Annotated in this window: 23 protein-coding genes; 9 read left to right on the plus strand and 14 right to left on the minus strand. The window is 63.0% G+C overall.

Annotated elements, in window-relative coordinates:
• Nucleotides 1-91: 91 nt before the first annotated feature.
• From ATN38_RS31770 to ATN38_RS31785, 4 genes are read right to left on the minus strand one after another with little or no spacing between them, the layout of a single operon-like run.
• Nucleotides 92-2,074, minus strand: coding sequence for a 5-oxoprolinase/urea amidolyase family protein (locus ATN38_RS31770; protein ID WP_218749360.1), 1,983 nt, complete (start codon nt 2,072-2,074; stop codon nt 92-94).
• Nucleotides 2,071-2,724, minus strand: a complete 654-nt coding sequence (locus tag ATN38_RS31775; protein ID WP_204855796.1) for an urea amidolyase associated protein UAAP2 — start codon at nt 2,722-2,724, stop codon at nt 2,071-2,073. Before ATN38_RS31775 ends, ATN38_RS31770 begins: the two co-directional genes overlap by 4 nt.
• A complete protein-coding gene (locus ATN38_RS31780) occupies nt 2,721-3,554 on the minus strand; it encodes an urea amidolyase associated protein UAAP1 (protein ID WP_064075360.1) in 834 nt (277 codons plus the stop codon). The genes ATN38_RS31775 and ATN38_RS31780 overlap by 4 nt, the downstream gene beginning before the upstream one ends.
• A gap of 2 nt (nt 3,555-3,556) precedes the next feature.
• The gene (locus ATN38_RS31785; protein ID WP_042951823.1) at nt 3,557-5,116 is read right to left on the minus strand and encodes an amino acid permease; all 1,560 of its coding nucleotides are present in this window, start codon (nt 5,114-5,116) and stop codon (nt 3,557-3,559) included.
• Nucleotides 5,117-5,313: 197 nt separating this feature from the next.
• On the opposite strand from ATN38_RS31785, the gene ATN38_RS31790 reads away from it, so the two are divergent.
• A complete protein-coding gene (locus ATN38_RS31790) occupies nt 5,314-6,045 on the plus strand; it encodes a TetR/AcrR family transcriptional regulator (protein ID WP_054188193.1) in 732 nt (243 codons plus the stop codon).
• Between the two features lie 12 nt (nt 6,046-6,057).
• Here the strand turns inward: ATN38_RS31790 and ATN38_RS31795 are convergent, their stop codons facing one another.
• Nucleotides 6,058-6,612: a transglycosylase family protein gene (locus ATN38_RS31795; RefSeq protein WP_003944949.1), complete on the minus strand. Its 555-nt coding sequence runs from the start codon at nt 6,610-6,612 to the stop codon at nt 6,058-6,060.
• 440 nt (nt 6,613-7,052) lie between these two features.
• Between ATN38_RS31795 and ATN38_RS31800 the strand changes: the two genes are divergently transcribed.
• Nucleotides 7,053-7,700 (plus strand): hypothetical protein, encoded by a 648-nt coding sequence (locus ATN38_RS31800; RefSeq protein ID WP_054188192.1) that lies wholly within the window; start codon nt 7,053-7,055, stop codon nt 7,698-7,700.
• A gap of 13 nt (nt 7,701-7,713) precedes the next feature.
• Here ATN38_RS31800 and ATN38_RS31805 read toward each other — a convergent pair whose 3' ends face one another.
• Genes ATN38_RS31805 through ATN38_RS31815 form a run of 3 tightly spaced genes read right to left on the minus strand, consistent with a single transcriptional unit; the run spans nt 7,714 to nt 11,795 of the window.
• A complete protein-coding gene (locus tag ATN38_RS31805; protein ID WP_081557828.1) occupies nt 7,714-9,396 on the minus strand; it encodes an ATP-binding cassette domain-containing protein in 1,683 nt (560 codons plus the stop codon).
• Between the two features lie 15 nt (nt 9,397-9,411).
• Nucleotides 9,412-11,175, minus strand: coding sequence for a 3-oxosteroid 1-dehydrogenase (gene kstD, locus ATN38_RS31810; RefSeq protein ID WP_218749361.1), 1,764 nt, complete (start codon nt 11,173-11,175; stop codon nt 9,412-9,414).
• A complete protein-coding gene (locus ATN38_RS31815) occupies nt 11,175-11,795 on the minus strand; it encodes a TetR/AcrR family transcriptional regulator (protein WP_039972893.1) in 621 nt (206 codons plus the stop codon). Before ATN38_RS31815 ends, kstD begins: the two co-directional genes overlap by 1 nt.
• A gap of 466 nt (nt 11,796-12,261) precedes the next feature.
• On the opposite strand from ATN38_RS31815, the gene ATN38_RS31820 reads away from it, so the two are divergent.
• The 3 genes from ATN38_RS31820 (at nt 12,262) to ATN38_RS31830 (ending at nt 15,164) form a co-directional block, all read left to right on the plus strand.
• Entirely contained in the window at nt 12,262-13,317 is a 1,056-nt protein-coding gene (locus ATN38_RS31820) for a serine/threonine protein phosphatase (protein ID WP_065455701.1), read from the plus strand.
• A gap of 81 nt (nt 13,318-13,398) precedes the next feature.
• A complete protein-coding gene (locus ATN38_RS31825) occupies nt 13,399-14,373 on the plus strand; it encodes an ABC transporter ATP-binding protein (protein WP_218749362.1) in 975 nt (324 codons plus the stop codon).
• Complete coding sequence (locus ATN38_RS31830; protein ID WP_007732982.1) at nt 14,373-15,164, plus strand: ABC transporter permease subunit; 792 nt, start codon at nt 14,373-14,375, stop codon at nt 15,162-15,164. The genes ATN38_RS31825 and ATN38_RS31830 overlap by 1 nt, the downstream gene beginning before the upstream one ends.
• Before the next feature lie 199 nt (nt 15,165-15,363).
• On the opposite strand, the gene otsB is transcribed toward ATN38_RS31830, so the two are convergent.
• Nucleotides 15,364-16,152 (minus strand): trehalose-phosphatase, encoded by a 789-nt coding sequence (gene otsB / locus ATN38_RS31835; RefSeq protein WP_218960102.1) that lies wholly within the window; start codon nt 16,150-16,152, stop codon nt 15,364-15,366.
• A 173-nt stretch (nt 16,153-16,325) separates the two neighbouring features.
• On the opposite strand from otsB, the gene ATN38_RS31840 reads away from it, so the two are divergent.
• The gene (locus ATN38_RS31840) at nt 16,326-16,655 is read left to right on the plus strand and encodes a type VII secretion target (protein ID WP_037130770.1); all 330 of its coding nucleotides are present in this window, start codon (nt 16,326-16,328) and stop codon (nt 16,653-16,655) included.
• On the plus strand, nt 16,652-17,887 hold the full coding sequence (locus ATN38_RS31845) for a hypothetical protein (protein ID WP_308256719.1): 1,236 nt from the start codon (nt 16,652-16,654) through the stop codon (nt 17,885-17,887). The genes ATN38_RS31840 and ATN38_RS31845 overlap by 4 nt, the downstream gene beginning before the upstream one ends.
• 12 nt (nt 17,888-17,899) lie before the next feature.
• Here the strand turns inward: ATN38_RS31845 and ATN38_RS31850 are convergent, their stop codons facing one another.
• The 4 genes from ATN38_RS31850 to ATN38_RS31865 form a co-directional block, all read right to left on the minus strand.
• The gene (locus ATN38_RS31850; RefSeq protein ID WP_204855792.1) at nt 17,900-18,889 is read right to left on the minus strand and encodes a malate dehydrogenase; all 990 of its coding nucleotides are present in this window, start codon (nt 18,887-18,889) and stop codon (nt 17,900-17,902) included.
• Between the two features lie 66 nt (nt 18,890-18,955).
• Complete coding sequence (locus ATN38_RS31855) at nt 18,956-19,585, minus strand: hypothetical protein (RefSeq protein WP_007732974.1); 630 nt, start codon at nt 19,583-19,585, stop codon at nt 18,956-18,958.
• Entirely contained in the window at nt 19,575-20,846 is a 1,272-nt protein-coding gene (gene hisS / locus ATN38_RS31860; RefSeq protein WP_218749363.1) for a histidine--tRNA ligase, read from the minus strand. The genes ATN38_RS31855 and hisS overlap by 11 nt, the downstream gene beginning before the upstream one ends.
• Before the next feature lie 15 nt (nt 20,847-20,861).
• Complete coding sequence (locus tag ATN38_RS31865) at nt 20,862-21,542, minus strand: MBL fold metallo-hydrolase (protein WP_065455700.1); 681 nt, start codon at nt 21,540-21,542, stop codon at nt 20,862-20,864.
• A 195-nt stretch (nt 21,543-21,737) separates the two neighbouring features.
• Between ATN38_RS31865 and ATN38_RS31870 the strand changes: the two genes are divergently transcribed.
• Entirely contained in the window at nt 21,738-22,619 is an 882-nt protein-coding gene (locus tag ATN38_RS31870) for a peptidylprolyl isomerase (protein WP_003943303.1), read from the plus strand.
• Nucleotides 22,619-23,431, plus strand: a complete 813-nt coding sequence (locus tag ATN38_RS31875) for a peptidylprolyl isomerase (RefSeq protein WP_370333875.1) — start codon at nt 22,619-22,621, stop codon at nt 23,429-23,431. Before ATN38_RS31870 ends, ATN38_RS31875 begins: the two co-directional genes overlap by 1 nt.
• Before the next feature lie 52 nt (nt 23,432-23,483).
• Here the strand turns inward: ATN38_RS31875 and ATN38_RS31880 are convergent, their stop codons facing one another.
• Nucleotides 23,484-25,895 carry a bifunctional (p)ppGpp synthetase/guanosine-3',5'-bis(diphosphate) 3'-pyrophosphohydrolase gene (locus ATN38_RS31880; protein WP_003943344.1) on the minus strand — a complete coding sequence of 804 codons (2,412 nt, stop codon included), beginning with the start codon at nt 25,893-25,895 and terminating at the stop codon, nt 23,484-23,486.
• Nucleotides 25,896-25,922: the final 27 nt, after the last annotated feature.

The following is a 25,922-nucleotide window of genomic DNA, read 5'->3' on the forward strand; positions in this document are numbered from 1 at the left end:
GGCGGACTGAACACCGTTACTGCTGAGTGAGCACCGCTTCCGACACTCTGGAAGCGGTGCTCACTCGAGGAAAAGGGTGCTCACTCGACCATCAACCGGGCAGCGCGAACTCCCCTGCGGCGGACCAGCGCTGACGCTCGGCCCCGAACGCGACGGACTGCATCGCACGGAACTCCTCGATCGAGCGCGAGTTCGACGCGAGGAACTCCTGATGCTCGGCCAGCGAGAAGCTGCCGTCCTCGATCTCGACGCCCCCGCCGCGGCCGGCGGCGGTGTCCGCGCGCAGATCCATCAACTCTTCCGGCTCGACGGGGTACCAGGAGATCCGGTCGAAGAATCGCAGCAACCACGGAGTGCCCTCCTCGAACGGCCCGGACTTCGCGGGGTGGCGGTGATTCCACACCTGCGTCGTACGTCCGACGAACTGGTACCCGCCCGGGCCTTCCATGCCGTAGATGCAGAGGTACGCCCCACCGATCCCGACGGCGTTTTCGGGGGTCCAGGTGCGGGCAGGGTTGTACTTGGTCGTGACCAGACGATGACGCGGATCGAGCGGCGTCGCGACCGGCGCTCCGAGGTAGACGTCACCCAGTCCGAGTACCATGTATTCGGCGCCGAAGACGGTGTCGAACACGTCGTTCACGGATTCGAGACCGTTCATCCGGCGGATGAACTCGATGTTCCACGGGCACCACGGCGCGTCGGCGCGAACCCCGTGCATGTACCGCTGGATCGCTTCGCGCGTTGCCGGGTCGTCCCACGACAGTGGCATCCGCACAGTGCGACTGGGCACAACGAGTTCGTTGGCCGCCGGCAAGGTGTCCTCCGCCTCGGCGAGCATTCCCATCAGCTTGCCGACGGGCAGCACGTCCGGGTCGACGCGGACCTGCAGGCTGCGGATTCCCGGGGTGAGATCGAGTAGTCCGGCCGGCTTCTCGGCTTCGAGTCGCTGATGCAGTGCATGAGCACGCGCACGTAACGCCAGGTCGAGATTCATGTCGCCGTATTCGACCAACACGTTGTCGTCGCCTGAGCGCCGGTACGTGACCGCGGTGTCGCCGTCACGGCGGGCTATGACGCCGTCGTCGCCGTCACCACCGGAGGAATGAACAACCGAATTGGAGGCTCGACGCGATACTCCGAGGTCACGCCGGGAGGCTGCCCGTTCGGCGCGGACCGGCACGAAGCGAATCTTGTTCCCTGGAGCCAACTGTCCGAGCTTCCAGCGATCAGCGGACACCACCGTGATCGGGCAGACGAAGCCGCCGAGGCTCGGTCCGTCGGGTCCGAGGAGGATGGGCGTGTCGCCGGTGAAGTCGAGTGCACCGATCGAATACGCGTTGTCGTGGATGTTCGAAGGGTGAAGTCCCGCTTCGCCGCCGGTGGTTCTGGCCCAGTCAGGTTTCGGACCTATCAACCGGACACCGGTGCGGTCGGAGTTGAAGTGGACCTCGTACTCGGTCGCGTACAGCGTGTCGATGTCGGAGCGGGTGAAGAACTCCGGCGCCCCGTGCGGGCCCTCGGTCACCGCAAGTTCCCAGCACGTGTGTATCGCCGGAACATGCTCGGCGGGAACAGCTCCCGCGACCCCGGTCGCCTGTCCGAGTTTGAGAACGTCTCCTGCCCGCAGAGTCCTACCTTCGTGTCCCCCGAACCTGCCCAGGGTGAAGGTCGACGCACTGCCGAGATAGTCGTCGGTCTCGATTCCGCCCTGTACGAGTACGTAGATGCGCAGTCCCGGGCCGCTGACCGTTCCGACGTCGAGCACCGATCCAGCGGGGACGAGAACGGGACGCCACTGACCGTGGACGACGCCGTCGACGGTCACCGACACCGGGGCACCCGTGATGCAGACCGTGGTGTCTTCGTCGAACGTCATGGCAGGTCCGGCCATCGCGCATTCGATGCCGGGGGCGCCTTCGGGGTTTCCGAGTGCGGTGTTTCCCAACCGAAACGACAGGTCGTCCATCGGGCCCGATGGTGGGACTCCGATCTGCCAGTATCCGACGCGTCCTGGATAGTCCTGAACCGTCGTCAGCATTCCGGGACGCACGATGGTCAGTTTTGCGTTCATTCGTCTGCTCCCGGCCGTGTGACGATCATGCGGACGGGCGTGGGATCGAAGCCGTTGCACGGGTTGTTGATCTGCGGGCAGTTGGACACGAGGACGAGCACGTCACGTTCGGCACGCAACGCGAGCCGCTTGCCTGGTGCCGACAGTCCGTCGACGATTCCGAGTGTGCCGTCGGGGTCGACCGGGACGTTCATGAAGAAGTTGATGTTGGACACCAGGTCCCGCTTACCGAGCCCCCATTTTGCGCCCTCGACGAGGAAGTTCTCGACGCATGCGTGCTGATGCTTGGTGTGGTGGCCGTATCGCAGGGTGTTCGATTCCTGTGAGCACGCGCCGCCGACGGTGTCGTGGTTTCCGACCTCGTCTGCGACCAGGGTCATGAGTGGAGTTCCGTCGTCACTGCGGAGCACGGAGCCTGTGGACAGAAACAGGTTCTTCTGAGCTGTGACCGTCGCTGCTGCCGAATACCGAACGCTGTGATCGTCACTGGCGTAGACGAGGGTGTCGACGGCTTGATTTCCGTGTAGATCGACGACGGTCAGGACGTCACCGGCACGGACAACTGCGGACCACGGCCCGAATGCGTCAGCAATCTCGTCGAGGATCACCGTTCCGGGAACGAGGGCGGGGACATCCAAGGTGGTGGTCATGCGATCTCCTCCAGGTTCGAAGCCGTCCAGGCATCTTCGGTATTGAGCACTGCGCGTTGGTATTCCGGACCGAGATCGTCAAGGCCGCCGAGTTCGTCGGCCGCGTTCCACGCGAGCACTTCGAGGGACGTGGTGGGAAACTGCGGCGCCGGATCGAGTGGGTGCGCGGTGTTGGCGATCATCACGATGACGGGCAGGTGGATCAGAAGGTCGACCGTTGCGCCTGAGCCGGCGGACCCCGTACTGGTGAGAGCGCCGTCCGCCTCGACGCGGACACCATGGAAGAAGGACAACGGCGGCGCAATGTCCTGCGGCCCGAGCCCGTTCTTCGCGGCAGCGACGGTGAACAGTTCACGACCGGCGGGCGAGGCACTGTGCAGCGAACCCTGCCCGTACTTCGCCTCGTTGGTGGCGCGTGACGTCGTTCCGCAGAACGCGTCGTGGTGACCCGACGTGTCTGCGACCACGGTCGCAAGTACTCGCCCCTGATCGGAGAGCAACGGGTGCCCGACGCCGAGATAGGCCTGCCATGGCACCTTGACGGTATCGGCGACGTTGAGACGCTCCCAGGGGGCGTCGGCGCGATAGAGCAAGATGTTTGCGCAGGCGCTGCCAGCGATGTCGCGAAGTCGCAATCGGGTTCCACGTGCGAGAACCTTGGTCGTGTACCGCCCACCCGGCACGGTCTCAGCCCAGGTCAGACGTTCGGGCGCGACGTCTTCGGGTGGGTTCGGCCAACGCGTTGCCGGCAATACGGGCATGGAATCGGTGATCGTTCCAGCTTGGGACCGGGCATGCTCGCGCGCTCCGGCGGTGGTCTGAGTACTCATGGTCAGGCTCCGATCGTGACGGGATTCGGGGTGGCGCGGCCACGTGGGAAGCAAGCGACTCCCAGCCCCACGACCAGCGCTACCGTGATGGGCGCGGCCCACTGCAGAATGGGGTACTCCCCGGTGGGGTTGAAGATCTCGGCTCGTGGCCAGGACAGGTTGATCACCATCAGCGCGCCGTACACAACCGCGGCGATGTTGACCGGAACTCCCCAGATGCCCAGGGAGAAAAGCTTTTTGCCTTCGGCGTCGAACTTGGGGCCGACTGCCGTGCGAGGCCATCCCTTGAGACGCTGAACCAGCAGCGGCACGGTCACCATGAGGTAGGCCAAGTAGATCAAGATGATGCATACGCTGGACAGGGTTGCAAAAATTGCCGAGTTGCCCACGTTGACGGCCAGGACGGCAATGCAGACCAGACCGATGAGGACGGACGGCGCGATAGGTGTTCCGGTGCGGGGGTTGACCTTTGCCAGTACCTGCGAGGCAGGAAGCCGCCCGTCGCGGGCCATCGAGAACATCAGCCGTGAAGCAGCAGTCTGAATGGCCAAGGTGCACACGAACACTGCGATCGAGACGTCGATCAACAAGACCGTGCCCCACGGGGAACTGAGAATCGATGTCAGTACGTACGGCAAACCTTCCGTGGCCAGGCGTCCGTCGGTGAGTGAGGGCGCTGCCATCAACGCGCCGAGGATCATCAAGCCGCCGCCGAGCGCGGAAGCGGACAGTGCAAGCCGGATCGTACGAGGTGCGACGCGTCGGGGGTTGCGGGTCTCCTCGGCCAGTTCGCCTGCCGAACCGAAGCCGACCATGACGTAGGCAGCCATCAGTCCGGACATGATCCACGCCCAGGCGTATCCGGGCTGACCACCGGCACTGCCGGTGTCGAAGACGACGTCCGGTCCGCGCTGAGCGTGGGTGAAGAACATCCCGATCACTGCGATGACACCGACGATTTCGCAGGTCACGCCGATGTTGTTGATACGCGACATCCAGTTGACGCCGATGCAGTTGATGAAGGTGGTCAGAACCAGAAGTACCGATCCGAGCAGCACGGCGTTGGCGGCACCACTCGATGAGGTGAGTGCGCTGTCCTCGCCGATGATCTGGAACCCGCTCCACACATTGGGGAGCACGACCTGCAAGGCGATCGCGGCGGCCGATGCAGTGACGATCTGAGCGAGAATCATGAACCAACCGGCGAACCAGCCGACGATCTCACCACCCATCCGCCGCGACCACTGGTAGATGGCACCCGAAATCGGATATCTGGCAGCAAGTTCCGCGAAGTTGAGAGCGACCATGAACTGACCGATGAAGACGACCGGCCACGTCCAGAAGAATGCCGGACCCGCGAAACCGAAACCGAGGCCGAACAATTGGAAGATCGTGGTGAGGATGGAGACGAAGGAGAAGCCCGCGGCGAAAGACGCGAACTTTCCCAGCGATCGATGCAGCTGCTGCTCGTAGCCGAACTCCGCGAGGTCACCGTCGTCGTGAGGCGAAGAGGCGAGTGCGGAAGCGGTGGTGGGCTGCGCAGCCGGGGTTGTTGCACTCAACGGCGTACTCCTTCGGCGAAGCGATTCAGAGGCGAATAACTGTCGATTGATAGTTTTCGCGAAATCCACTCGCCGCAGGTGACGCCCGCGTATACGATTCGCCTGATTCTGTAACAGGCTCGTTGAGTACGTTTCGAGCACGTGACCGAATGCTCACAGCGGCGGCCATCCCGCACGTAAGGCCGCAGCCTGCCACTATGGAAGGCGTGACCAACGCCGGCCCCGGACGACCCCGCCTGACCGCTCGCCGACGCCCGGGTGGCACTGCCCGGGCGGAGATCTTGGATGCAGCCGCTGAACTGTTCACCACCCGAGGCTTCGCCGCGACGTCCACACGCCACATCGCCGAAGCAGTCGGAATGCGTCAGGCGTCGCTGTACAACCATTTCGCCACCAAGGACGACATTCTGGTTGCACTGCTCGCCGACACCGTGACGCCGGCGCTCGACTTCGCGGAGAATCTCAGGCCACTCGACACCGCACCCGAGGTCAAGCTGTACGCACTTTCGTACATCGACGCGGCACAACTGATCACCGGACGGTGGAACCTCGGCGTCCTTTATCTCTTACCGGAACTGAGAAGTGACAGGTTCATGTCGTTCCGAGCCGATCGCGATCGGCTTCGCGAGCAATACCGGGCACTCGCCCAGGATGTGCTCGACGCGATTGACGATCCATCATCAACGCACCTGGCCGAGCTTCCGTTTCGCCTGGTAGAAAGTGTGATCAGCGCGCGAGCCGACGCGCTCGAAGGCACCCCGATTCCCGACGCCGCCGTCATCGCCGGGTCGGCGCTGCACATTCTTGGGTGGCGCCAGGATCTTGACCCCATCCATACGGAAGCGGCAACGATCATTGCGAACGCAGAAACGCCGAAACTGTCCGGGGCTGCATCAGCTCCGGACAATTTCGACGCATTGAGGACCTAAACGGCCACGAGACTAGACCGAGAGGGACTGTCCCGGGAAGATCAGGTTGATGTTCGGAACCTGGCTGGCGAGGTTCTCGAGCGAGATGCCGTGTGCAGCAGCGATCTTCGACAGGGTGTCGCCTGCCTTGACCACGTAGTTGCCGCTTCCGGTGCTTGCTGCCGGAGCCGACTCGACGGAAGCCTCAGCGGTGACGGGGGCGGCTGCGGCCTCGTAGTTGCCTGCGGTGGTGCCGGTGGTCAGGTACTGACCGCAGACGGGCCATGCGCCGACGCCCTGGCCTGCGAGAACGTTCTCGGCGACACGGATCTGCTCGGCCTGGCTGGCGTTGGCAGCGTTGCCCGATCCACCGAATGCGTTCCAGGTGCTCTGCGTGAACTGCAGACCACCGTAGAAGCCGTTTCCGGTGTTGGCGGCCCAGTTACCGGAGGACTCGCAGTTTGCGACTCCGGACCAGTCGTGGCCGGCTGCCGAAGCGGTGCCGGTGCTCATGGCGAGCGGGATCGCGACGACTGCGCCTGCGGTTGCAACTGCGCCGAGGGCGCGCTTGAAGGTGATGCTGGTCATTGGGTAAATCCTCTCCGCTACCGCGGACGAGGTCGGCCCGGACGCTTTCACGTCTCGTCGATCGACTCGTCTGTTTCACTCCTGCCCCGCGAAGGTTTCGGGAGTACCGGACCCGCGGGGCAGAAGCACGCAGTTGCGGGTCGGCGTTTGCCCGGTGGTTTCGGGCTGTCAACGACCGTAGGCGATGGTCACGGATTGGTCACGGGGCGGTTTTCCGGCACTGCCGTACCAGATCCAGTCGAGATTGAAAAGATAACCACAGGTCAACTAGTTGATTCGAGCTTCAACCATACCGATCGTTATCCGTCCGCTATGTGGTAACCGTCACTGCAATTTTGTGACCCACCGCACCGAAACAGACCGTGTCGGAACGCAAAACAGCCCCATTCAAATGTTAAGAGAGTCCTGGCAACGAGCAAAAACCAACCGCCCCAATCATTATGGAGAATGAACTGGTGATCATCGCAGTAGAAGGACCCAGCGCCGCCGGCAAGACCACTTGGTGCCGAGCCCAGATGACGAATGAATCGGTCGTCGAGGAATTCGTGGCCGAATATCAGCCCACCGGGTTCGAACCGGATGGAACCAACCTCGAAGTGCAGGCAAGTTACTGGACAACGGTCAATTCGAAGCGATGGTCGCAAGCGGAAGATCTCGAATCGAGAACCGGTATCGCGCTCTGCGACAGCGACCCGCTGAAACTGCACTACAGCTGGTGTCTCGCTGCGGTGGGCGCAGCACCTCGGGAGCGATTCGAGTACGAGCTCGCGGCAGTCGAGACAGCTTTCGAGCACCTCGAACTGGGTTTCGCGGATCTGACCGTCATCTCGATACCGTCACCGGAGCAGCTTCTACTTCAGCGCGAAGGTGACCCCAGCCGCCGCCGACGGCATTTCGAGCTTCACGCGGCGCTCGCCGAGCCCCTCACCCACTGGTACTCGGCGGTGAACAGGGTAGATCCAGGTCGCGTTGTGTGGCGCTTTCCGACACAGCTCGATCTTTCGCGCTGTCCCCCACCTCGATCGGATCGCAGCGATCTGGGCCTTCTTCGCGCCGTGATCGACGAATTGCCGCCTCTCCCCAGGTAGCGGCTGCTCGATCTCAGCGCGCTCGTTCGACCCTGGCCTCGTCCCACACCGGAGACTCGCTCTCGTACACGTTCCCGTCCGATCCGAATACCAGGAACCTGTCGAACGCGCGCGCGAACCAGCGATCGTGCGTGACCGAGATGACCGTGCCGGCAAACTGAGCAATGCCCTGCTCGAGCGCATCCGCCGAATGAAGGTCGAGGTTGTCGGTCGGTTCGTCGAGCAACAACATCGTGGCGCCGGAGAGCTCGAGGAGCAGAATCTGCAATCGTGCCTGCTGACCGCCGGACAGGTCGTCGTACTTCTGTTCCGCAGCTTGGGACAATCCGTAACGGTCCAGCGCGCGGCTCGCCGCTTCGCGTCCCATTCCGCTGCGGTGTTCGTCGCCCATGTGCAGGATCTCGAGCAGCGTGTTTCCGGTCAGATCGGGCCTGGAGTGTGTCTGCGCAAACAATCCGGGACGTACCCGGGCACCCAGCGTCGCAGTACCCCCGTGCTCGACCGGCGCGATGTCGAGCGCCTCGACGGGCAGATGCTCGCTCCCCGGATCGGTCCCCCCACCCGCCAAGAGCCGAAGGAAATGCGACTTTCCGGATCCATTGGAGCCCAGCACGGCAACCCGATCTCCGTACCAGATCTCGGTGTCGAAAGGCTTCATCAATCCGGTCAGCTCGAGATCTTGACATACCAACGCGCGCTTGGCGGTTCGCCCGCCCGCCAGCCGAACCGTCACCTTCTGCTGAAGTGGAATCGCTTCGGGTGGCCCTGCCTCCTCGAACTTCGCCAACCTGGTTTGCGAGGCGTGATACCGCGCAGCGACGCCGTCGTTGAACTTGGCCTTTTCACGCAATCGCAGAACCAGGGCACGTAATTTCGCGTGCTCCTCGTCCCAGCGTCGACGCAGTTCTTCGAATCGAGCGTTGCGATCCTCGCGGGCCTGGTGGTAGCTGGCCAGCCCAGCGCCGTGCGTCCACGACGTTGCGCCGCTGATTCCGGGCTCGAGCGTCACGATGTGGGTGGCCGCGTTGGCGATCAGTTCGCGGTCGTGGCTGACGAACAAAACCACTTTCGACGATTCCGAGATCGTCTTTTCCAGCCATCGCTTGCCCGGAACATCGAGGTAGTTGTCCGGCTCGTCCAGCAGGAGTGCGTCGTCGGGCCCAGCGAACAGTGCTTCGAGAACCAACCGTTTCTGCTCGCCACCACTGAGGGAGTTGGCCGCGCGCCACTTCGCACGGTCATAGGGAACACCGAGAGCCGCGGTAGTGACCTTGTCCCAGAAGTCTTCGGTCTCGTAGCCGCCCACGTCGGCCCAATCGGCCAGCGCATGCGAATACTTCATTTGAGTTGATTCCTCGTCGCGCTCGATCATCGCGTTTTCTGCCGTATCGAGCGCCAGTGCTGCGTCCCGGATCCGTGCCGGCGAGACGGACAACAGAAGATCGCGCACGGTGGACTCGTCGCGAACCTGGCCGACGAATTGCCGCATCACGCCCAGTGTTCCGGATCGAGTGACAGCGCCCTCGTCGGCGACGACGTCTCCGGCGACAATGCGGAGCAACGTCGTCTTACCAGTCCCGTTGGGGCCTATCAGTGCAGTTTTTGCACCGTTGCCGACCCGAAAGCTGACACCGCTGAGCAGTTGCCGACCATCAGGGAGAAAGTAGTCGACGTCGGCGATGTTGAGGTGGGTCACGCTGTCAAGAGAACCCTACCCACGGCGATCTGCCAAACCATTATTCCTGCCTTCGGTCTCGAGCTCACTACCGTCGCGGGATCGTCCGACCGCATCGAGCGCCGCCAGATATCCGAAAACCATTGCGGGACCGATAGTTGCACCTGGACCGGCATAGGTATGACCCATCACCGGTGAGCTGGTGTTACCTGCTGCATAGAGCCCGTCGATGACCGAACCGTCGGCGCGCAACGCTCGCGCGCGAGCGTCCGTGTTGATGCCGCCTTTGGTCCCCAGGTCTCCAGGCACCATCTTCGCGGCATAGAACGGACCCTTCGTGAGTTCTCCGAGGCTGGGGTTGGGCTTGTTGGTGCAGTCGCCGTAGTAGTGGTCGTATCTGCTTGTCCCACGGCCGAAGTCGCGATCGACTCCGTCGCGCGCGTGACTGTTGAATCGTGTGATGGTCGCGGACAGCGCATCGCCCGGCACTCCGATCTCGGCAGCGAGTTCGGCAATCGATCCAGCTCGCACGATCGCACCCGATTCGATCCACGACCGAGGTATCGGCCTGCGCGCCGGAACCCCCGCGAACAGATAACGGTCACGGTACGTCTGATCGAAGATCAGCCAAGCCGGGATGTTCTCAGCGGGTCCTTCACCTCGGCCGTACTTTCCGCCGAACATGGCGTGTGCCGCTTCGACATAGGGAAGTGACTCGTTCATGAAGCGCTGACCGCTGGCGTTGACCATGAGGCTGCGAGGCAACGAGCGTTCCGCCAAGGCGAACCACGGGCCTTTGGGCAGTGGAATCGACGGGGCCCACCACGCGTCGTCCATGTACGAAATTGCGGCGTCGACGCGTAGAGCTGCACGGATGCCATCCCCGGTATTGGTCGGTGCCCCGAGAGTCCACTGCGCGCTACTCGGCCGTCGCTGGTACTCGCCTCGCATGTCGTCGTTGTTGTCGAACCCGCCACACGCGAGGATGACACCGCATCGAGCGTGCATGGTGGTCTGCACTCCCCCGGACTCGAGTCGCACACCCACGACACGATCACAGTCGGTCACCAAATCCACAAGCCTCGTCCCGAGCTCCACCGTCACTCCGGCGTCCCGAACTCCGAGCATCAGTTCGGCCATGAGCGCCGGCCCGAGCCCGATCAGCTTCTTCCTCCGAGCTCTTGCGGCCAGGGATCTCATTCCTACCCGAAGCATCCGCACCGGACCCCGCCAATGCCGGATCCCCGTGCTCAGCCAACGGTAATCAGATTGTTGGACAACCATGTTGAGCGGAACCTTCATGTACGGCGGATGAAGTGTCGCAAGATCGTCGCCCAGAGCTCGCGCGTCGAACGGGCGCGGCTCGCACGAGCGGCCGCTTGCACGTCCGCCAGGTGCCTCGGGAAAGTAGTCGGAGTACCCCTTCACCCATTCGAGCTCCAACGCAGAGTGACGAATCAGGAAATCGAGGGCTTCCGGACCCCGATCGATATACGTGTCGATTCGGTCGGCGTCTGCATCCTCTCCGACAATGCTCTTCAGATATGTTCGCGCAGAGTCGATATCATCTGTCGGTGCCTCGCGGCGAAGTATCGAGTTTCCCGGAATCCACACGCCGCCCCCGGACCGGGACGACGAACCGCCCCAGTATTCGGACTTCTCCACGAGTATCGTCGAGAGTCCGTTGCGGGCTGCGGTGATGGCTGCAGACATGCCGGCAGCCCCCGATCCGACAACAACGACATCCACTACGGGCACATCTACTACGGGCGGCACGGCGTCCTGAGGGTTCTCGTCCATCACTGGTCACGACCTTTCGTGTCATCTTCGTCCTGCGTGTGCCACCGGGATCCTCGAACAGCGTCGAGCGCCCCCTCGACGCACACGGGAAGTGATGCCCCGCGCTTGTGAGGGTTACGTATCCATTGCCGATAACCGAACTCCGCCGCCGCCAACATCAAATGAACGAGAAGTCCTGGGCGGCTGTCGTTTTCCGGATCGAGTTGCATACGTTGCGCCACCAACTCGACCAACCGATCACGATGCTCGGGCGCGATCAGAGCGACACGATCCATCAGGTGCGGCGCGGTACGGAACGCCGATCGCCACTGATCGATCTCCGCGGACTCGAAAGCATTGGAACGCTCGAGGATTGCCCGTGATATCGCAAGATCAGCCGACTCGGTCGGTGGGCGATCCTCGAGCAACGTCACGATTCCGGCACCGCCCTGCCTGACCGGATCCAACAGCAGATCCTCCTTGTTACGAACGTGCCGAAAGTACGTACTCGCCGACACCCCCGCTGCCGCCGCAATCTGCTCGGTGGTCACGTCCTCGAAACCGTCACGCGCGAACAGATCGAATGCCGCACGTTGAATGTCTGCTCGCACCTGCAACCGCTGTCTCTCCCGTAGTGACATCAGCAACGTCCTCCCGCCTCGGCCGAGATCCGGCCGTTCTCGATAATGCGAGTCTCACCTATTGTGACAGTCACTGTCAATATCCAATTCTCTGTCAGATATCAGCAGACCCGGGCATTTCGTTGACAGGGCATTCGATGCCACGACAAGCTTCGAAGATGAAACGATGGGGACCGAATCGAGACGTTTCTCCAAGAATTTGTCGATGCGGGGCTTCAAGGCGCGGTCACCGAAGCGTATTTCGGTGGTCCACTCTGGCGCATGACCCTGCTCGCCCGTTTCGACGACCGAGCCCTCGGCCCCGACGGCGCCGTCATCTATCGAAATCGAACAGTGCTTCTCGTTCGGACCAAGTGGGAAAGATCATCGAGCAAGAGGACTACTACGAGGACACCGCCAGAATCGGTGACTTCGACAGGCGGCTCCGCGAAATCGAAGCCGGACGAGCCTGTGGCACAGTCGTGGAATGACAGACGTCAGGATTGACCGCCACCGAATGCTGTCGGCGTTCCTGTCTTCCCAGAACGATGTCGAACTGGCCCGACTGGTCGACACCGTTCAAATCTCGAGTGTCGGCGTAGGTGGCGCCGCAGGAGTGATCAGGGTCTATGACAACAGGCTCAACGGCGTTCCGGTATTCACCAAACGCATCCCACTGAGCGTGCGGGAAATCGCCGAGGTGGGCTCTACTTCCAACCATTTCGATCTGCCGACGTTCTGCCAGTACGGCATTGGTGGCCCAAGCTTCAACGCCTGGCGAGAACTGGCCGCGAACATCGTGGTCACCGATGCCGTTCTGGCCGGCGAAACACAGTCGTTCCCAATGCTTTACCACTGGCGGATACTTCCCGGACGTTCGCCCGTTGCGGCCGAACACGCCGACATCGATTCCGTTCACACCGCCGGCGCCAGCCGTGAAGTGCGGACCCGTCTCGAAGCGCTTGCCGCTGCGCCGTGCAGCCTCGTACTGTTCTGCGAGTACATCGAACACCCGATCTCGAATTGGCTGGAAGACAACCCGTCCGCCAAAGCTGCCGAAGTCGAGCGACAGTTTTCGGAGATCGTGGCATTCTTGCGCGATCGACAGTTGCTGCACATGGACGGACATTTCGGCAACATGCGCACCGACATGGAGCGGATCTATCTCACCGACTTCGGACTGGCCACATCCCCACACTTCGACCTGTCGACTGCCGAGCACGACTTCGTCCGGCGCCACGCCACTCATGACGCCGACTACGCCGCCATGCTTCTGGTCAACTGGCTGGTGACCGAGGTCTGCGGGGTACCGAGGCCGACGAGCGGCGGACCAGTCGCCCGCAACCAGTACGTACGACGATGCGCCACAGGTCATATTCCAGGTGATGTGACACCAGAGGTGGCCGCGATCGTGACACGGCACGCGCCCGTCGCTGCGAGGATGAACGACTTCTACTGGCGATTGTTCGACGGCGACTTCGATGCGCCCTACCCGCATGCCGCGCCAGTTCCGACTTCCGGTCGAGCACAGGGTTTTCCCTGAACTGCCGTATTCACATCTCAGGGTTCATGTCATCCTCGGGACCGATGTGCTGGTCAGTGCCGGTAGGGCACAGTTCTCCTCATGATTGAACTGAGGGGATTGACCAAGGTTTACGGACCGACGAAAGCGGTGGACGACTTGTCGTTCACGGTCAAGCCGGGCATCGTGACGGGCTTCCTGGGCCCGAACGGTGCAGGCAAGTCGACGACGATGCGGATGATCCTGGGTTTGGATCAGCCGACGTCGGGTGCGGCGTTGATCGAGGGCAAGCCGTACCGCGAGCTCAAGACGCCATTGCGGACTGTCGGCGCGTTGCTGGATGCGAAGTGGGTGCACCCCAATCGCAGTGCGCGGGCGCATCTGCAGTGGATGGCCGCTTCGAACGGGATCCCGAAGTGCCGCGTCGACGAGGTGCTCGGGTTGGTCGGATTGTCCGAGGTGGCGGGCAAGAAGGCCGGCGGGTTCTCGCTCGGTATGTCGCAGCGTCTCGGGTTGGCGGGTGCGTTGTTGGGGGATCCGAAGGTGTTGTTGTTCGACGAGCCGGTCAACGGTCTCGATCCGGAGGGCATCGTCTGGATTCGTAAGTTCATGCAGCGGTTGGCGGCCGAGGGCCGCACGGTGCTGGTGTCGAGTCACCTCCTGTCGGAGATGGCGCTCACGGCGGAGCAGTTGGTGGTGATCGGTCGGGGTCGGTTGATTTCGGATTCGACGGTCGCGGAGTTCGTGGATCGTTCGTCGGAGTCGACGGTGCGCGTGCGCAGCCCACAATTGGACGCTCTCCATGCCGCATTGACTGCCCAGGGACTGACTGTCCGCGAGGAACATTCAGGATCGGAGCCGGTGTTGGTGGTCGTGGATTCGACCACCGATGTGATCGGTGGTTTGGCTGGTTCGCAGGGAATCGTGTTGCACGAGTTGGCTTCTGTGCAGGGATCGCTCGAGGATGCGTTCATGAAGTTGACCGGAGACGATGTCCAGTACCACGCATCCGGTATCGATCCGGGCGCCGGAGCCCACCACGCAAACACACAGCACGCTATGGGAGGTGCACTGTAATGGCTGTTCTCAGTGCTGAACGTATCAAGATCACCACGACCAAGTCGCCGCTGTGGTGCACGATCACAATCATCGTCCTAGGGTTGGGCGTCGCCTGGATGATCGGGCGTTCGTCGAGTTCGAGCATTCAGGCGTACAACGACGAAGCCGCATCAGGAACTCCTGATTTCGAGAAATTCCTCCCCACGTTCAACGACGCGGGGCTAGGAGTATCCGGATTCGGCGTCATGGTCCTGATGATCATGGCGGCGCTCGCGATCACCAGCGAGTACCGCTTCGGCATCATCCGTACCACCTTCCAGGCCATCCCGAGTCGGGCTTCGGTTCTGATCGCCAAAGCCTGCCTGATCGGGGCTTTCGGCGCGGTGCTGTCCTTCGTTCTCATGCTCGGCGCGGTATTCATCACCAAAGCTGCGGCAGGCTCTGAAGGTTCCACCAATCTGGCACTGGACAACGCCGACGCCTGGCGCGCCGTTTACGGCGTACCGATCTTCGCGTTCCTCTGCGTTGCCCTTGCCATCGCCGTCGGAGCACTCCTTCGTCAGTCCGCCGGCGCCATTGCACTACTGCTGCTGTGGCCACTGCTCATCGAGAGCCTGTTCGGCATGTTCGGATCCTTCGGCAGAAACGTCACACCGTTCCTCCCGTTCGCCAACGCCGACCACTTCCTCTCTTCGGGTTCGAGCACCAATTTCCATTGGGGCCCTTGGGGAAGCTTGTTCTACTTCGCAGCGTTTGTGCTGGTGATATTCGGAATCAGCATCGCCGTCGTCAACAAGCGCGACGCCTGACCGAGTCGCAAACCGACCAAGACCAAAACTGGCCGCACCGGAGCCCTTCCGGTGCGGCCAGTTTCGCGTTGACAGAACCCGCAGCGCTTGTCGATCACGCCAAGGAACAGGGCACGCGCGGGTTCGCGTCACTCTGCCCCGCGGACGCGGCACCTCGAAATAAGACCTGGTCGAGTTCCTGGCAGACTGACCTTACGCGTCAGCGTTCCAGTTGCGCGGCAAGCTCTTTCATCCAATCGAGGAATGCCTGCGGGCCGTCGAACTGGACGCCGTCGACAGCAGCCACTTCCGGTGCGATGTCGTCGCCCTTGACCACCAACGCTTCTCCACCCGAGGCAAGGACAGCGGCAAAGGCCGGTAGGTCACCCCGGTCGTCGCCCGCGTACGCGACGACGTCGACCCCTGCGGCCGCGATCGCGCGAAGGAGGCCTGTCCCCTTGTCCTCCTCAACGGGTGGGCGCAATTCCTCGACCAACTTGCCGGGCTCACGCCGCAACCCGGTCCGGCTCGCGATTTCTGTCGTCGCTGCTTCCACCAGGCGCTGCGCGACCGCACGATCCGCGGCCCGACGCCAATGCACGGCCACCGCAAGGCCTTTGCTCTCGACATGGATGCCAGGAATTGCCGGAGAGTCGAACAAGCGTCGCAATTCGGCTTCTGCTTCGGCGACAGCATCACTGAACGCCGCGACGGCCGGAAGCACGTGGATTCCGTCGTCCGTCCAGGTCTCGACGCCGTAGGAACCCATGAGCACAACGGAATTCAAGCTGAGCCGCTCTCGCAAGAACGACACCGGCCGTCCCGAGAGCAAGCCGACAACACCGAGATGCTCGGCCAGGGTCGCAAGCACGTCTTCGGCGCCGGGCAGTAGCGCACTCGCCGACGGATCGTCGACGATGGGTGCAAGCACGCCGTCGAAATCCATCACCAGTCCACAGCGAGCTGGATCGGACGTGAGTCGGAGGATGACGTCCGAAGCGGTTCGCATGGTTCGAGTGTGCCAAATCGATCGCACTCGCAATACCAACACCGGAGCCGAATGTAATCTCTGCCACTTCGTCCAGGTTGTCCGGAACCGCTGAGTAGGTCGCGTCGTCTCCCTGTAAGGGCCCACAGTGGTCCGCTAAAGTTCTCACGACGCTTACCAACTGGGGGGTAATGATGAGCGAATTGACTGTCGCCACTGACGGCATCCGAAAGTACGGCTCGACGTCGACCGAAGCGGCAGGACGCATCGCGCAGGCCGCCGCCGTCGATCTGGGTGCAAACATCGCAGCAGTCGCACCGGCCGTGGGCCCCGTCGGGATCGAATTTCTCGAAGCATTCGCGCGCGCTCAGGCCACACACACCAAAGATGTTGCAGCACTCGCCACGTTCTACGCCGGCAACGCCGCGACGGCCGGTGCAGCCGCGCAGGCCTACGACACCACAGATCATGCAATCGCAACAGATCTGACCGCTGCGGCCGGATCGACGGGCGCGACCGCGTGAGCACCGAAGACGACTCGACGACCGTCATCGAATTCCCTCACGGTGGCGCTCCTGCCCCGGTACTGCCGAACAATGTGGTCGAATCGATGCTCGCCGGCATACCGGTACCGGCACTCCCCGGAATCGAAGATCTGTTCGCGCCCTTGATCGAACTCGGGAAGAGTCTCGGCACAGGCACTTTTGCGGGCATCGATCCCGTCGGCATCTTCGATCAGGCGTCCACTCTCATCGACCACGCCATGGGACTGTCCCGAAGCGCGGTCGCCGACGTGGGCCAGACCTGGAACAGCACCGGCAGTGACGCCGCGACCGAACTGTCGCGATCCGCCCAGAGCAGCGGCGCAGAATTGAGCGAACGCGGAACCGCGATATCGAAAACTGCTGCCGCCGCCGCGGAATCGGTGCAGCGAGGCAACGCGAATCTCGCGGCAATCGCGCAGTCCTTCGCCACCACGGTTGCAGCTGCCGCGCCCATCGCGTGGACACCACCAGGACAGGCGATGTTGCTTGCCTCGGCAGCTGAACACATGCAGGCAGCCGTCGCGGCGGTGACTCGGACGCGTGGGGAGATGCTCGGGCACACCGCAGCCATGAACGCCCTTGCCGGACCGATCCCCGTGCCGACCCCACCGACCAGTGAGGCACTCTCCAACCTGGTCACTGCGGAGGCAATCAACAACGCCGCCCGTCAGATCGCCCAACCTCTGTCTGCCTCAACCGATGCCGGTGATGCGCCGTACTCCACCCACCCGGACTCCACTCAGCCAGGCACCGAGGCTGTTCGAACCTCGGCTGCACAGGCCGGCGCCGGGCTTCCGACCGGCGTCGACAGGCTGTCGGGCGCAGGCAATCCGTCGACGTCACTCGCAGCCGGCGCGTCGCCGTCACCCAGTGCGACGGCAAGCTCTGGCGGAGCATGGGTGAGCGGAAGCGGTGGCACTACCGGCGGAATGGTGAGGGGTGCAGCGGGAGTAGCTGCAGTTCAACCGGTTCCGGTAGCAACGCCCGGCCTGGGTGCACCATCGTCGACAGTCGGCAGTAGCGGCATGTCGCCGGGCGGCATGCTGGGCGGTGGACCCCGCGGATCTCGGGACGACGAGTCGTCACGCACTACCCCGAGGTATCTCGTCACTGCCGGCGACGAGAATTCGATGGTCGACGATCTGCCGATGGTGTCGCCGCCCGTGCTCGGGGCTGACGATCCCGATCAGTACCTGTTCCGAGATCTCTGATCAAGACAAACCTCAGACGAAGCCCAACTCCCGCACCGCCGCACGCTCCTGCTCCAGTTCGCTGACGGACAGGTCGACCCGTTCGCGTGAGAAGTCGTCGATCGCGAGGTCGGGCACGATAGCGAACTCGCCATCGGCACAGGTCACAGGGAAGGACGAGATCAATCCTTCGGGCACCCCGTAGGAACCGTCCGAACAGACGGCCATGGATACCCAGTCGTCCTCGGCGGTACCGATCACCCAGTCGCGGACGTGGTCGATCGACGCGCTGGCCGCACTCGCCGCAGAGGACGATCCACGCGCAGCGATGATGGCGGTGCCTCGCACCTGCACAGTCGGGATGAAATCGTTCTCCACCCAGTCGCGGTCGTCGATCACCGCGAGTGCAGGCTCACCTGCGACAGTCGCGTGGGACAGGTCCGGGTACTGCGTCGCCGAATGGTTTCCCCAGACGGACACCTTGCGCACCGACGACGCACGAACCCCGGTCTTCTTCACCACCTGCGCGATCGCTCGGTTGTGGTCGAGACGCGTCAGTGCACTGAACCGAGTATCGGGCACATCCGGTGCATTGTTCATCGCGATGAGCGCGTTGGTGTTGGCCGGATTTCCCACGACCAGCACCTTGACGTCCGAGGCTGCGTTGTTGTTGATCGCCTTCCCGTGGGCTGTGAATATCGCGCCGTTCGCACTCAGCAAGTCGGCACGCTCCATCCCCTTGCTCCGCGGACGTGCGCCGACCAGCATCCCGACGTTCGCGCCGGAGAAGGCGACATCGGGATCGTCGGTGATGTCGATGGAGCTCAGCAACGGAAATGCGCCGTCTTCGAGTTCCATCGCAACGCCTTCGGCAGCGGACACGGCGGCAGGAATCTCGAGCAGTCGAAGTTTGATCGGGACGTCAGCGCCGAGCATCTCCCCCGCAGCTATGCGGAAAAGCATTCCGTATGCGATCTGACCCGACGCTCCGGTTACCGTGACGGTTACGGGCGCAATACTCATTGCCGACTCCTCACCTGCCGTTTTCACGACTGTCCGTTCTACAACGCTGTAAGAACGGTTTCCACGCTAGTCGAGTAAACCGGCCACTTCGTGGTCTGTCAGTGTGGTTCTCGGCACTCGTCCCTCCGCCGTCACGAGTTCGACGGCGCGGTAGAGCGGACGCTCGGCGAGTCCGGCTCCGCGGGCTTCGGCACGCAACTGTTCGATCAGCACCGAGGACAACGCGGCAGCCGGTACCAACTCGCTGGCTGCCAGCGCGTCGGCGAGCTTGCGGAGTGCAAGGATCTCCAACTCGCGCCCACCCCCCGCGGTATACAGCGCGAGCGGGATCCGCACGGTGGACCGTCCGTCGCCGAGCGTCAAGCTGACTTCGCTGATCCGGCCGGATCTCACCGTCAATGCCGCCGTGAGTACCTCGGCCACGTCGACGACGTTGGTTCGAAAACCAGCTTGCGCACGAACTCTGTTGCCGTACAACGTGATGTGCCGGCGCAGCGTCATCAGGATCGCAAGTGACGTCGGCACCGCGATGACGGCACCGACGATCACTCCAACGGTCGCCGTCGAGAACACACTGACGATCAACCCGACGACCACACCGAACACCACGACAACAACGGCGAATTTCTTCAACCGCGGCGCGATCAACGCCACGGGAACCAGATCGAGCGAAACCGGTTCGGCCTCAGTGCTCAACGAGTTCCCCGAGCTTGTCGACAACCTGGTCGAGCGCCACTGTCTCCTGCTCACCTGTTGCCAACTGTTTGACAACGACAACGCCCTCTTCGAGTTCACGCTCGCCGAGAACCAAAGCGATCGCGGCACCCGAACGATCAGCTGCCTTCATCGAGCCCTTCACGCCACGGTTTCCGTACGCCAGGTCGACGCGAATCCCATTGGCACGCAACTGATGTGCGATCTTCACCAGTGCAGCCTTCGCCTCGGCACCCATCGGTACACAGAAGACGTCGACACGCGCCGCTGGCGCAACGGACTTGCCCTCGGCCTCGAGCGCGAGAACCGTGCGGTCGACGCCGATTCCGAACCCGATGCCCGAGAGCGGCTGTCCACCCAGCTGTTCCATCAGACCGTCGTAACGACCACCACCACCGATTCCGGACTGCGCACCCAGTCCGTCGTGCACGAATTCGAAGGTTGTCTTGGTGTAGTAGTCGAGGCCGCGGACCATGCGCGGGTTGACGACGTACGGAACGCCCAATGCGTCCAGGTGCGCTAGCACCTCGCCGAAGTGCGCCTTGCAGCTCTCGGACAGGTGATCCAGCATGAGCGGTGCGCCGGCCGTCATCTCGCGTACATCCGGGCGCTTGTCGTCGAGCACGCGGAGCGGGTTGATCTCGGCGCGTCGACGCGTGTCTTCGTCGAGTGGGAGTGCAAAGAGAAACTCCTGCAGCAGTTCGCGATACTGCGGCCGGCAGGTGTCGTCACCGAGAGAGGTGATTTCGAGGCGGAAGCCGTCGAGCCCCAACGACCGGAATCCGGCGTCGGCGATCGCGATGACCTCAGCGTCGAGCGCGGGGTCGTCGATCCCGATGGCTTCGACGCCAACCTGCTGCAACTGGCGGTAGCGACCGGCCTGCGGGCGCTCGTAGCGGAAGAACGGGCCCGCGTAGCTGACCTTGACCGGCAACTGTCCACGATCGAGGCTGTGCTCGATGACCGCACGCATGACTCCGGCGGTTCCCTCGGGACGCAACGTCACCGAACGGTCACCGCGGTCGGCGAATGTGTACATCTCTTTGCTGACGACGTCGGTCGACTCACCGACACCGCGAGCGAACAGGCCGGTGTCCTCGAAGATCGGCAATTCGATGTGGCCGTATCCGGCCAACCTCGCGGCGCGCGTCAAACCGTCACGAACGGCGACGAATTCGGCTGACTGCGGCGGAACGTAGTCCGGAATGCCCTTGGGTGCAGAGAAGGTGCTGGCTTTACTCACGAGAGGTACTTTTCCTTATTCTTGTGCGCTGAGTCCAACGAGAAACGGATTCGAGCTTCGCTCGGCGCCGATCGAACTGTTGCCGCCGTGCCCGGGCAGGACCACTGTCTCGTCACCGAGTACCAATAGCTTGCGGGCGATCGAAGCGAGCAACTGCTCGTGATTTCCGCCGGGCAGGTCGCTGCGCCCGATGGAACCCTGGAACAGGGTGTCACCGGTGAACGCCAAATCCACGGGCCCGCTCTCGGTGTTCGCCTGGGTGCGGAACACCACCGATCCCTGCGTGTGCCCGGGTGTGTGGTCCACGACGAACGTCATTCCGGCCTCGGTGATCTTGTCTCCGTCGGCCAGTTCGATCACCTCGTCCGGCTCCACGAACGTCATGCCTTGAATGAATTCCTTCATCGTCGGGCCGATCCCCCGTGCCGGATCGCTGAGCATGTAGCGATCCTCGGGATGGATGTACGCGGGTACGGAATACCGCTCACAGACCTCGCGGGCCGACCACACGTGATCGAGATGACCGTGCGTCAGGAGGACCGCCATGACCGACATGTCCTTGGAGTCCAGATATTCGAAGAGCGGCTCAGCTGCATCCTGACCCGGATCTACGACTACGCACTCGCACGCGTCGTCCTGAGCGAGTATGTAGCAGTTGGTTTGGAACATCCCGGCCGGAAAACCAGTGACGAGCACGGGGGCAACTCCTCTTCGAAGGGTGGAAACAAACAACACGGTGTCGGTTACAGCCTAAGCTGCTGCCCCGCCAGTAAGTTCTCAGGTTGCAATGGGAGACTCTGACGACGAGTAGAGCCGCTTGCCGAAGCCGACCCCCAGGGTGTCGCTCGGCCGGCCGACCACGATCCACCCGCGATACGGAGGACTACAGCAGTGCCGAGTAACGAGCAACGCCGCGAGGCGGCGAAACGCAAGCTCGAGCGTCAGCTCGAACGTCGCGCAGAACGTGCCCGCAAGCGCAAGCAGATGACGATAGCCGGAACTGCGCTCGGCGTGGTCGTCGTAGTCGGCGTCGTCGGTGGACTCATCTGGCTGAGCAATCGCAGTGACGACGACGCGAACACCACCAACACTGCTGCCGACGACTCGAGCCTCACGCCACAGACCGCGGGTGCAATGCCGGCCGGTCTGTCGACGCCACTGGCCGACACGGTCTCCTGCTCGTATCCAGCCGACGGCGCTACCGCGTCCAAGGCCAACAACCCTCCTCGTACCGACGGGATTCCCACCACCGCGCCGGACGCGACGCCGAGCATCAGCGTCGAGACCTCGCAGGGAAACATCGGGCTCACACTCGACGGAACGAAGTCTCCGTGCACGGTCAACAGCTTCGTGAGCTTGGCGCAGCAGGACTACTTCAACGACACCACCTGCCACCGCATGACGACGAGCCCCTCGCTCCAGGTGCTGCAGTGCGGTGACCCGTCGGGCACCGGCACCGGCGGACCGGGCTACGGCTTCGACAACGAATTCCCCACCACGGCGTATTCCACCACCGACCCGGCAGCGCAGGAGCCCGTCACCTACGCGCGCGGCACGGTTGCGATGGCCAACACCGGGGCACCCGGTAGCAACGGCAGCCAGTTCTTCCTCGTCTACGGCGACTCACAACTCCCCCCGCAGTACACGGTTTTCGGCACGATCGACGAAACCGGGCTCGCCACTTTGGACAAGGTCGCGGCCGGCGGATCGACGCCAGAGGGTGACGGCAAGCCGAATCTGACCACCGACATCAAGACAGTAAGGCTCGACTGATGCGACGTAATCCTGTGATGCGCTTTCCTGTAGTTATTGCCGCCGCAAGCGCCGCGGCGCTGCTTCTGGCTGGTTGTTCCAGTGATTCCGGTAGCTCGGACTCGCCGTCCAGCACCTCCAAGGCGAAGACGACAACGGCTGCCATGCCGCCGCTCGACATGTCACAGTTCGACGCACTCCCGCCTGTCCCGACTCCGGCCTCGGCGACCGTCGACTGCTCGTACCCGAGCGCGGCGGGTGCAGCAAAAACCGTCAATCCGCCGAACTCCACGGGTGTGTCCACCGAGGGAACCGTCAACGTCGCGCTCACGACTACGGCCGGCCCGATCGGGATGGAACTGAACCGGGCGGAAGCCCCCTGCACGGTCAACAGCATCGTGAGCTTGACCGAGCAGAAGTACTTCGACGACACCCCGTGCCATCGACTCGTCACCACACCCGGTCTACAGATCCTGCAGTGCGGCGATCCCTCGGGCAAGGGCACGGGCGGACCGGGCTACGGCTTCGACAACGAGTACCCGACCACTGCCTACCCGGCTAACGATCCGGCACTCTCCTTGCCTGCCGTCTACCCCCGCGGCACGCTGGCAATGGCCAACTCGGGTAAACCGGGCAGCAACGGCAGTCAGTTCTTCCTCGTCTACGAGGATTCGGTCTTGCCGCCCAACTACACGGTCTTCGGAAAGATCGACGACGCCGGCCTGGCGACGATCGAGAAGATCGCGGCCGACGGCGACGACGGTGGCATGGGAGCAACCGGCGGCGGTGCACCCAACACCCCGATCACCATCGAGACTGCAGTAGTCGCCTGACCACCTGTGCGCCTTTATTAACCGCCCGCGGTTAATAAAGGCGCACAGCAGTTTACGAGGCAGAGGTCACGCGGTAGACGTCGTAGACGCCTTCCACGTTACGAACCACGTTGAGAACATGACCCAAGTGCTTCGGGTCGCCCATCTCGAAGGTGAACTTGCTGATCGCCACCCGGTCGCCGGACGTGGTGACCGAGGCCGACAGGATGTTCACCTTCTCGTCTGCCAACGCCTTGGTGACGTCGGAAAGCAACCGATGACGATCGAGTGCCTCGATCTGGATCGCGACCAGGAACACCGATGTCGCTGACGGTGCCCATTCGACGTCGATGATTCGCTCCGACTGATCGTGGAGCGAGTTGGCGTTGGTGCAGTCGGTACGGTGCACGCTGACCGCGCCGCCACGCGTGACGAAGCCCAGAATCGAATCGCCCGGTACCGGCGTGCAACACTTCGCGAGTTTTGCCACCGTGCCCGGTGCTCCGGGAACCAGAATTCCGGAGTCACCCGTACTGCGGGTGCGCACCGGCATGGTCGACGGTGTCGAACGCTCGGCCAGTTCCTCCTCGACTGCGCCGACGCCGCCCAGATGAGCAACCAGTCGCTGCACGACGTGGTGCGCCGACACCTGACTCTCGCCTACGGCCGTGTACAACGCCGAGACGTCGGGATAGCGAAGTTCGTGCGCGATCGTGCTCATCGATTCGGCGTTCATCAACCGCTGCAACGGAAGTCCCACACGGCGGACCTCCTTCGCGATCTGATCCTTGCCGGACTCGAGCGCCTCCTCGCGGCGTTCCTTCGCGAACCACTGACGGATCTTCGCCTTGGCACGCGGCGAGACGACAAACGTCTGCCAATCTCGGCTCGGCCCGGCGGTGGCAGCCTTCGACGTGAAGACCTCCACCACTTCGCCGTTTTCGAGAGTTCGTTCCAGCGCGACCAGTCGGCCGTTGACCCTGGCACCGATGCATCGGTGCCCGACCTCGGTGTGCACCGCATACGCGAAATCGACGGGGGTCGATCCGGCAGGCAACGTGATGACGTCGCCCTTCGGCGTGAAGACGAAGATCTCCTTGACCGCGAGGTCGTAACGCAACGATTCGAGGAACTCCCCCGGATCGGCCGCTTCACGTTGCCAGTCGAGTAGCTGACGCATCCACGCCATGTCGTCGACCTCGGCGATGTCGCCCGCGTGCTTGCCCTTGGTCTCCTTGTACCGCCAGTGCGCGGCGATACCGAACTCCGCGGTCCGGTGCATGTCCTGGGTCCGGATCTGGACCTCCAGGGGCTTGCCTTCCGGTCCCACGACGGTGGTGTGCAGCGACTGGTAGACGCCGTAGCGCGGCTGTGCGATGTAGTCCTTGAAGCGTCCGGCCATCGGCTGCCACAGTGAGTGGACAACGCCGACCGCGGCGTAACAGTCACGCACTTCTTCACACAGGATGCGGACGCCGACCAGATCGTGGATGTCGTCGAAATCGCGGCCCTTGACGATCATCTTCTGATAGATCGACCAGTAATGCTTGGGCCTGCCTTCGACGATGGCGTTGATCCGCGAGGCGGACAGGGTCGAGTTGATCTCGGCGCGAACCTTGGCCAGATAGGTGTCACGAGAAGGCGCGCGATCGGCGACCAGTCGAACGATCTCGTCATACTTCTTCGGGTGCAAGATGGCGAATGAGAGGTCCTCGAGTTCCCACTTGACGGTCGCCATTCCAAGTCGATGTGCAAGTGGCGCAATGACTTCGAGAGTCTCTCGCGCCTTACGTGCCTGCTTTTCTGGCGGCAGGAATCGCATCGTGCGCATGTTGTGCAGACGATCCGCGACCTTGATCACGAGCACGCGCGGGTCCCGCGCCATCGCGATGATCATCTTGCGGATGGTTTCGCCCTCGGCGGCGGTGCCCAGAACGACCTTGTCGAGTTTGGTGACGCCGTCGACGAGGTGAGCGACCTCGTCACCGAAGTCCTTGGTCAACTCTTCGAGTGAGTACCCGGTGTCCTCGACGGTGTCGTGCAGCAGGGCTGCGACGAGGGTGGTGGTGTCCATACCCAACTCGGCCAGAATGCTTGCGACGGCCAACGGATGCGTGATGTACGGATCGCCGGACTTGCGCCGCTGGCTCGAATGTCTGTCCTCGGCGACGTCGTACGCACGCTGGAGCAGCGCGAGGTCGGCCTTCGGATACAGCTCACGGTGGAGGCTGACCAACGGCTCGAGCACCGGGCGGATGGTGGCGTTGCGCTGACCGGTGATGCGTCGAGCAAGCCGAGCGCGCACCCTACGGGAGGCGGAAGCGGGCACGGCCAGATTCTGCCCACCCCGATTGCCGGTAGTTTGCGCAGATCCCGAATCGTCGGGCACCGCGGACTTCGATGGTGTCGTCTCCGGAGCCGGAACTGCACCCGTCTCCTGCGACACTGCACCCGAGTTCTGTGATCGATCAAGATTCGACGTCATGTCGCCACCTCCTACCACCGAGTTGGT

This window comes from Rhodococcus sp. FH8, from assembly GCF_019266085.1.
Taxonomy (GTDB): domain Bacteria; phylum Actinomycetota; class Actinomycetes; order Mycobacteriales; family Mycobacteriaceae; genus Rhodococcus_F; species Rhodococcus_F qingshengii.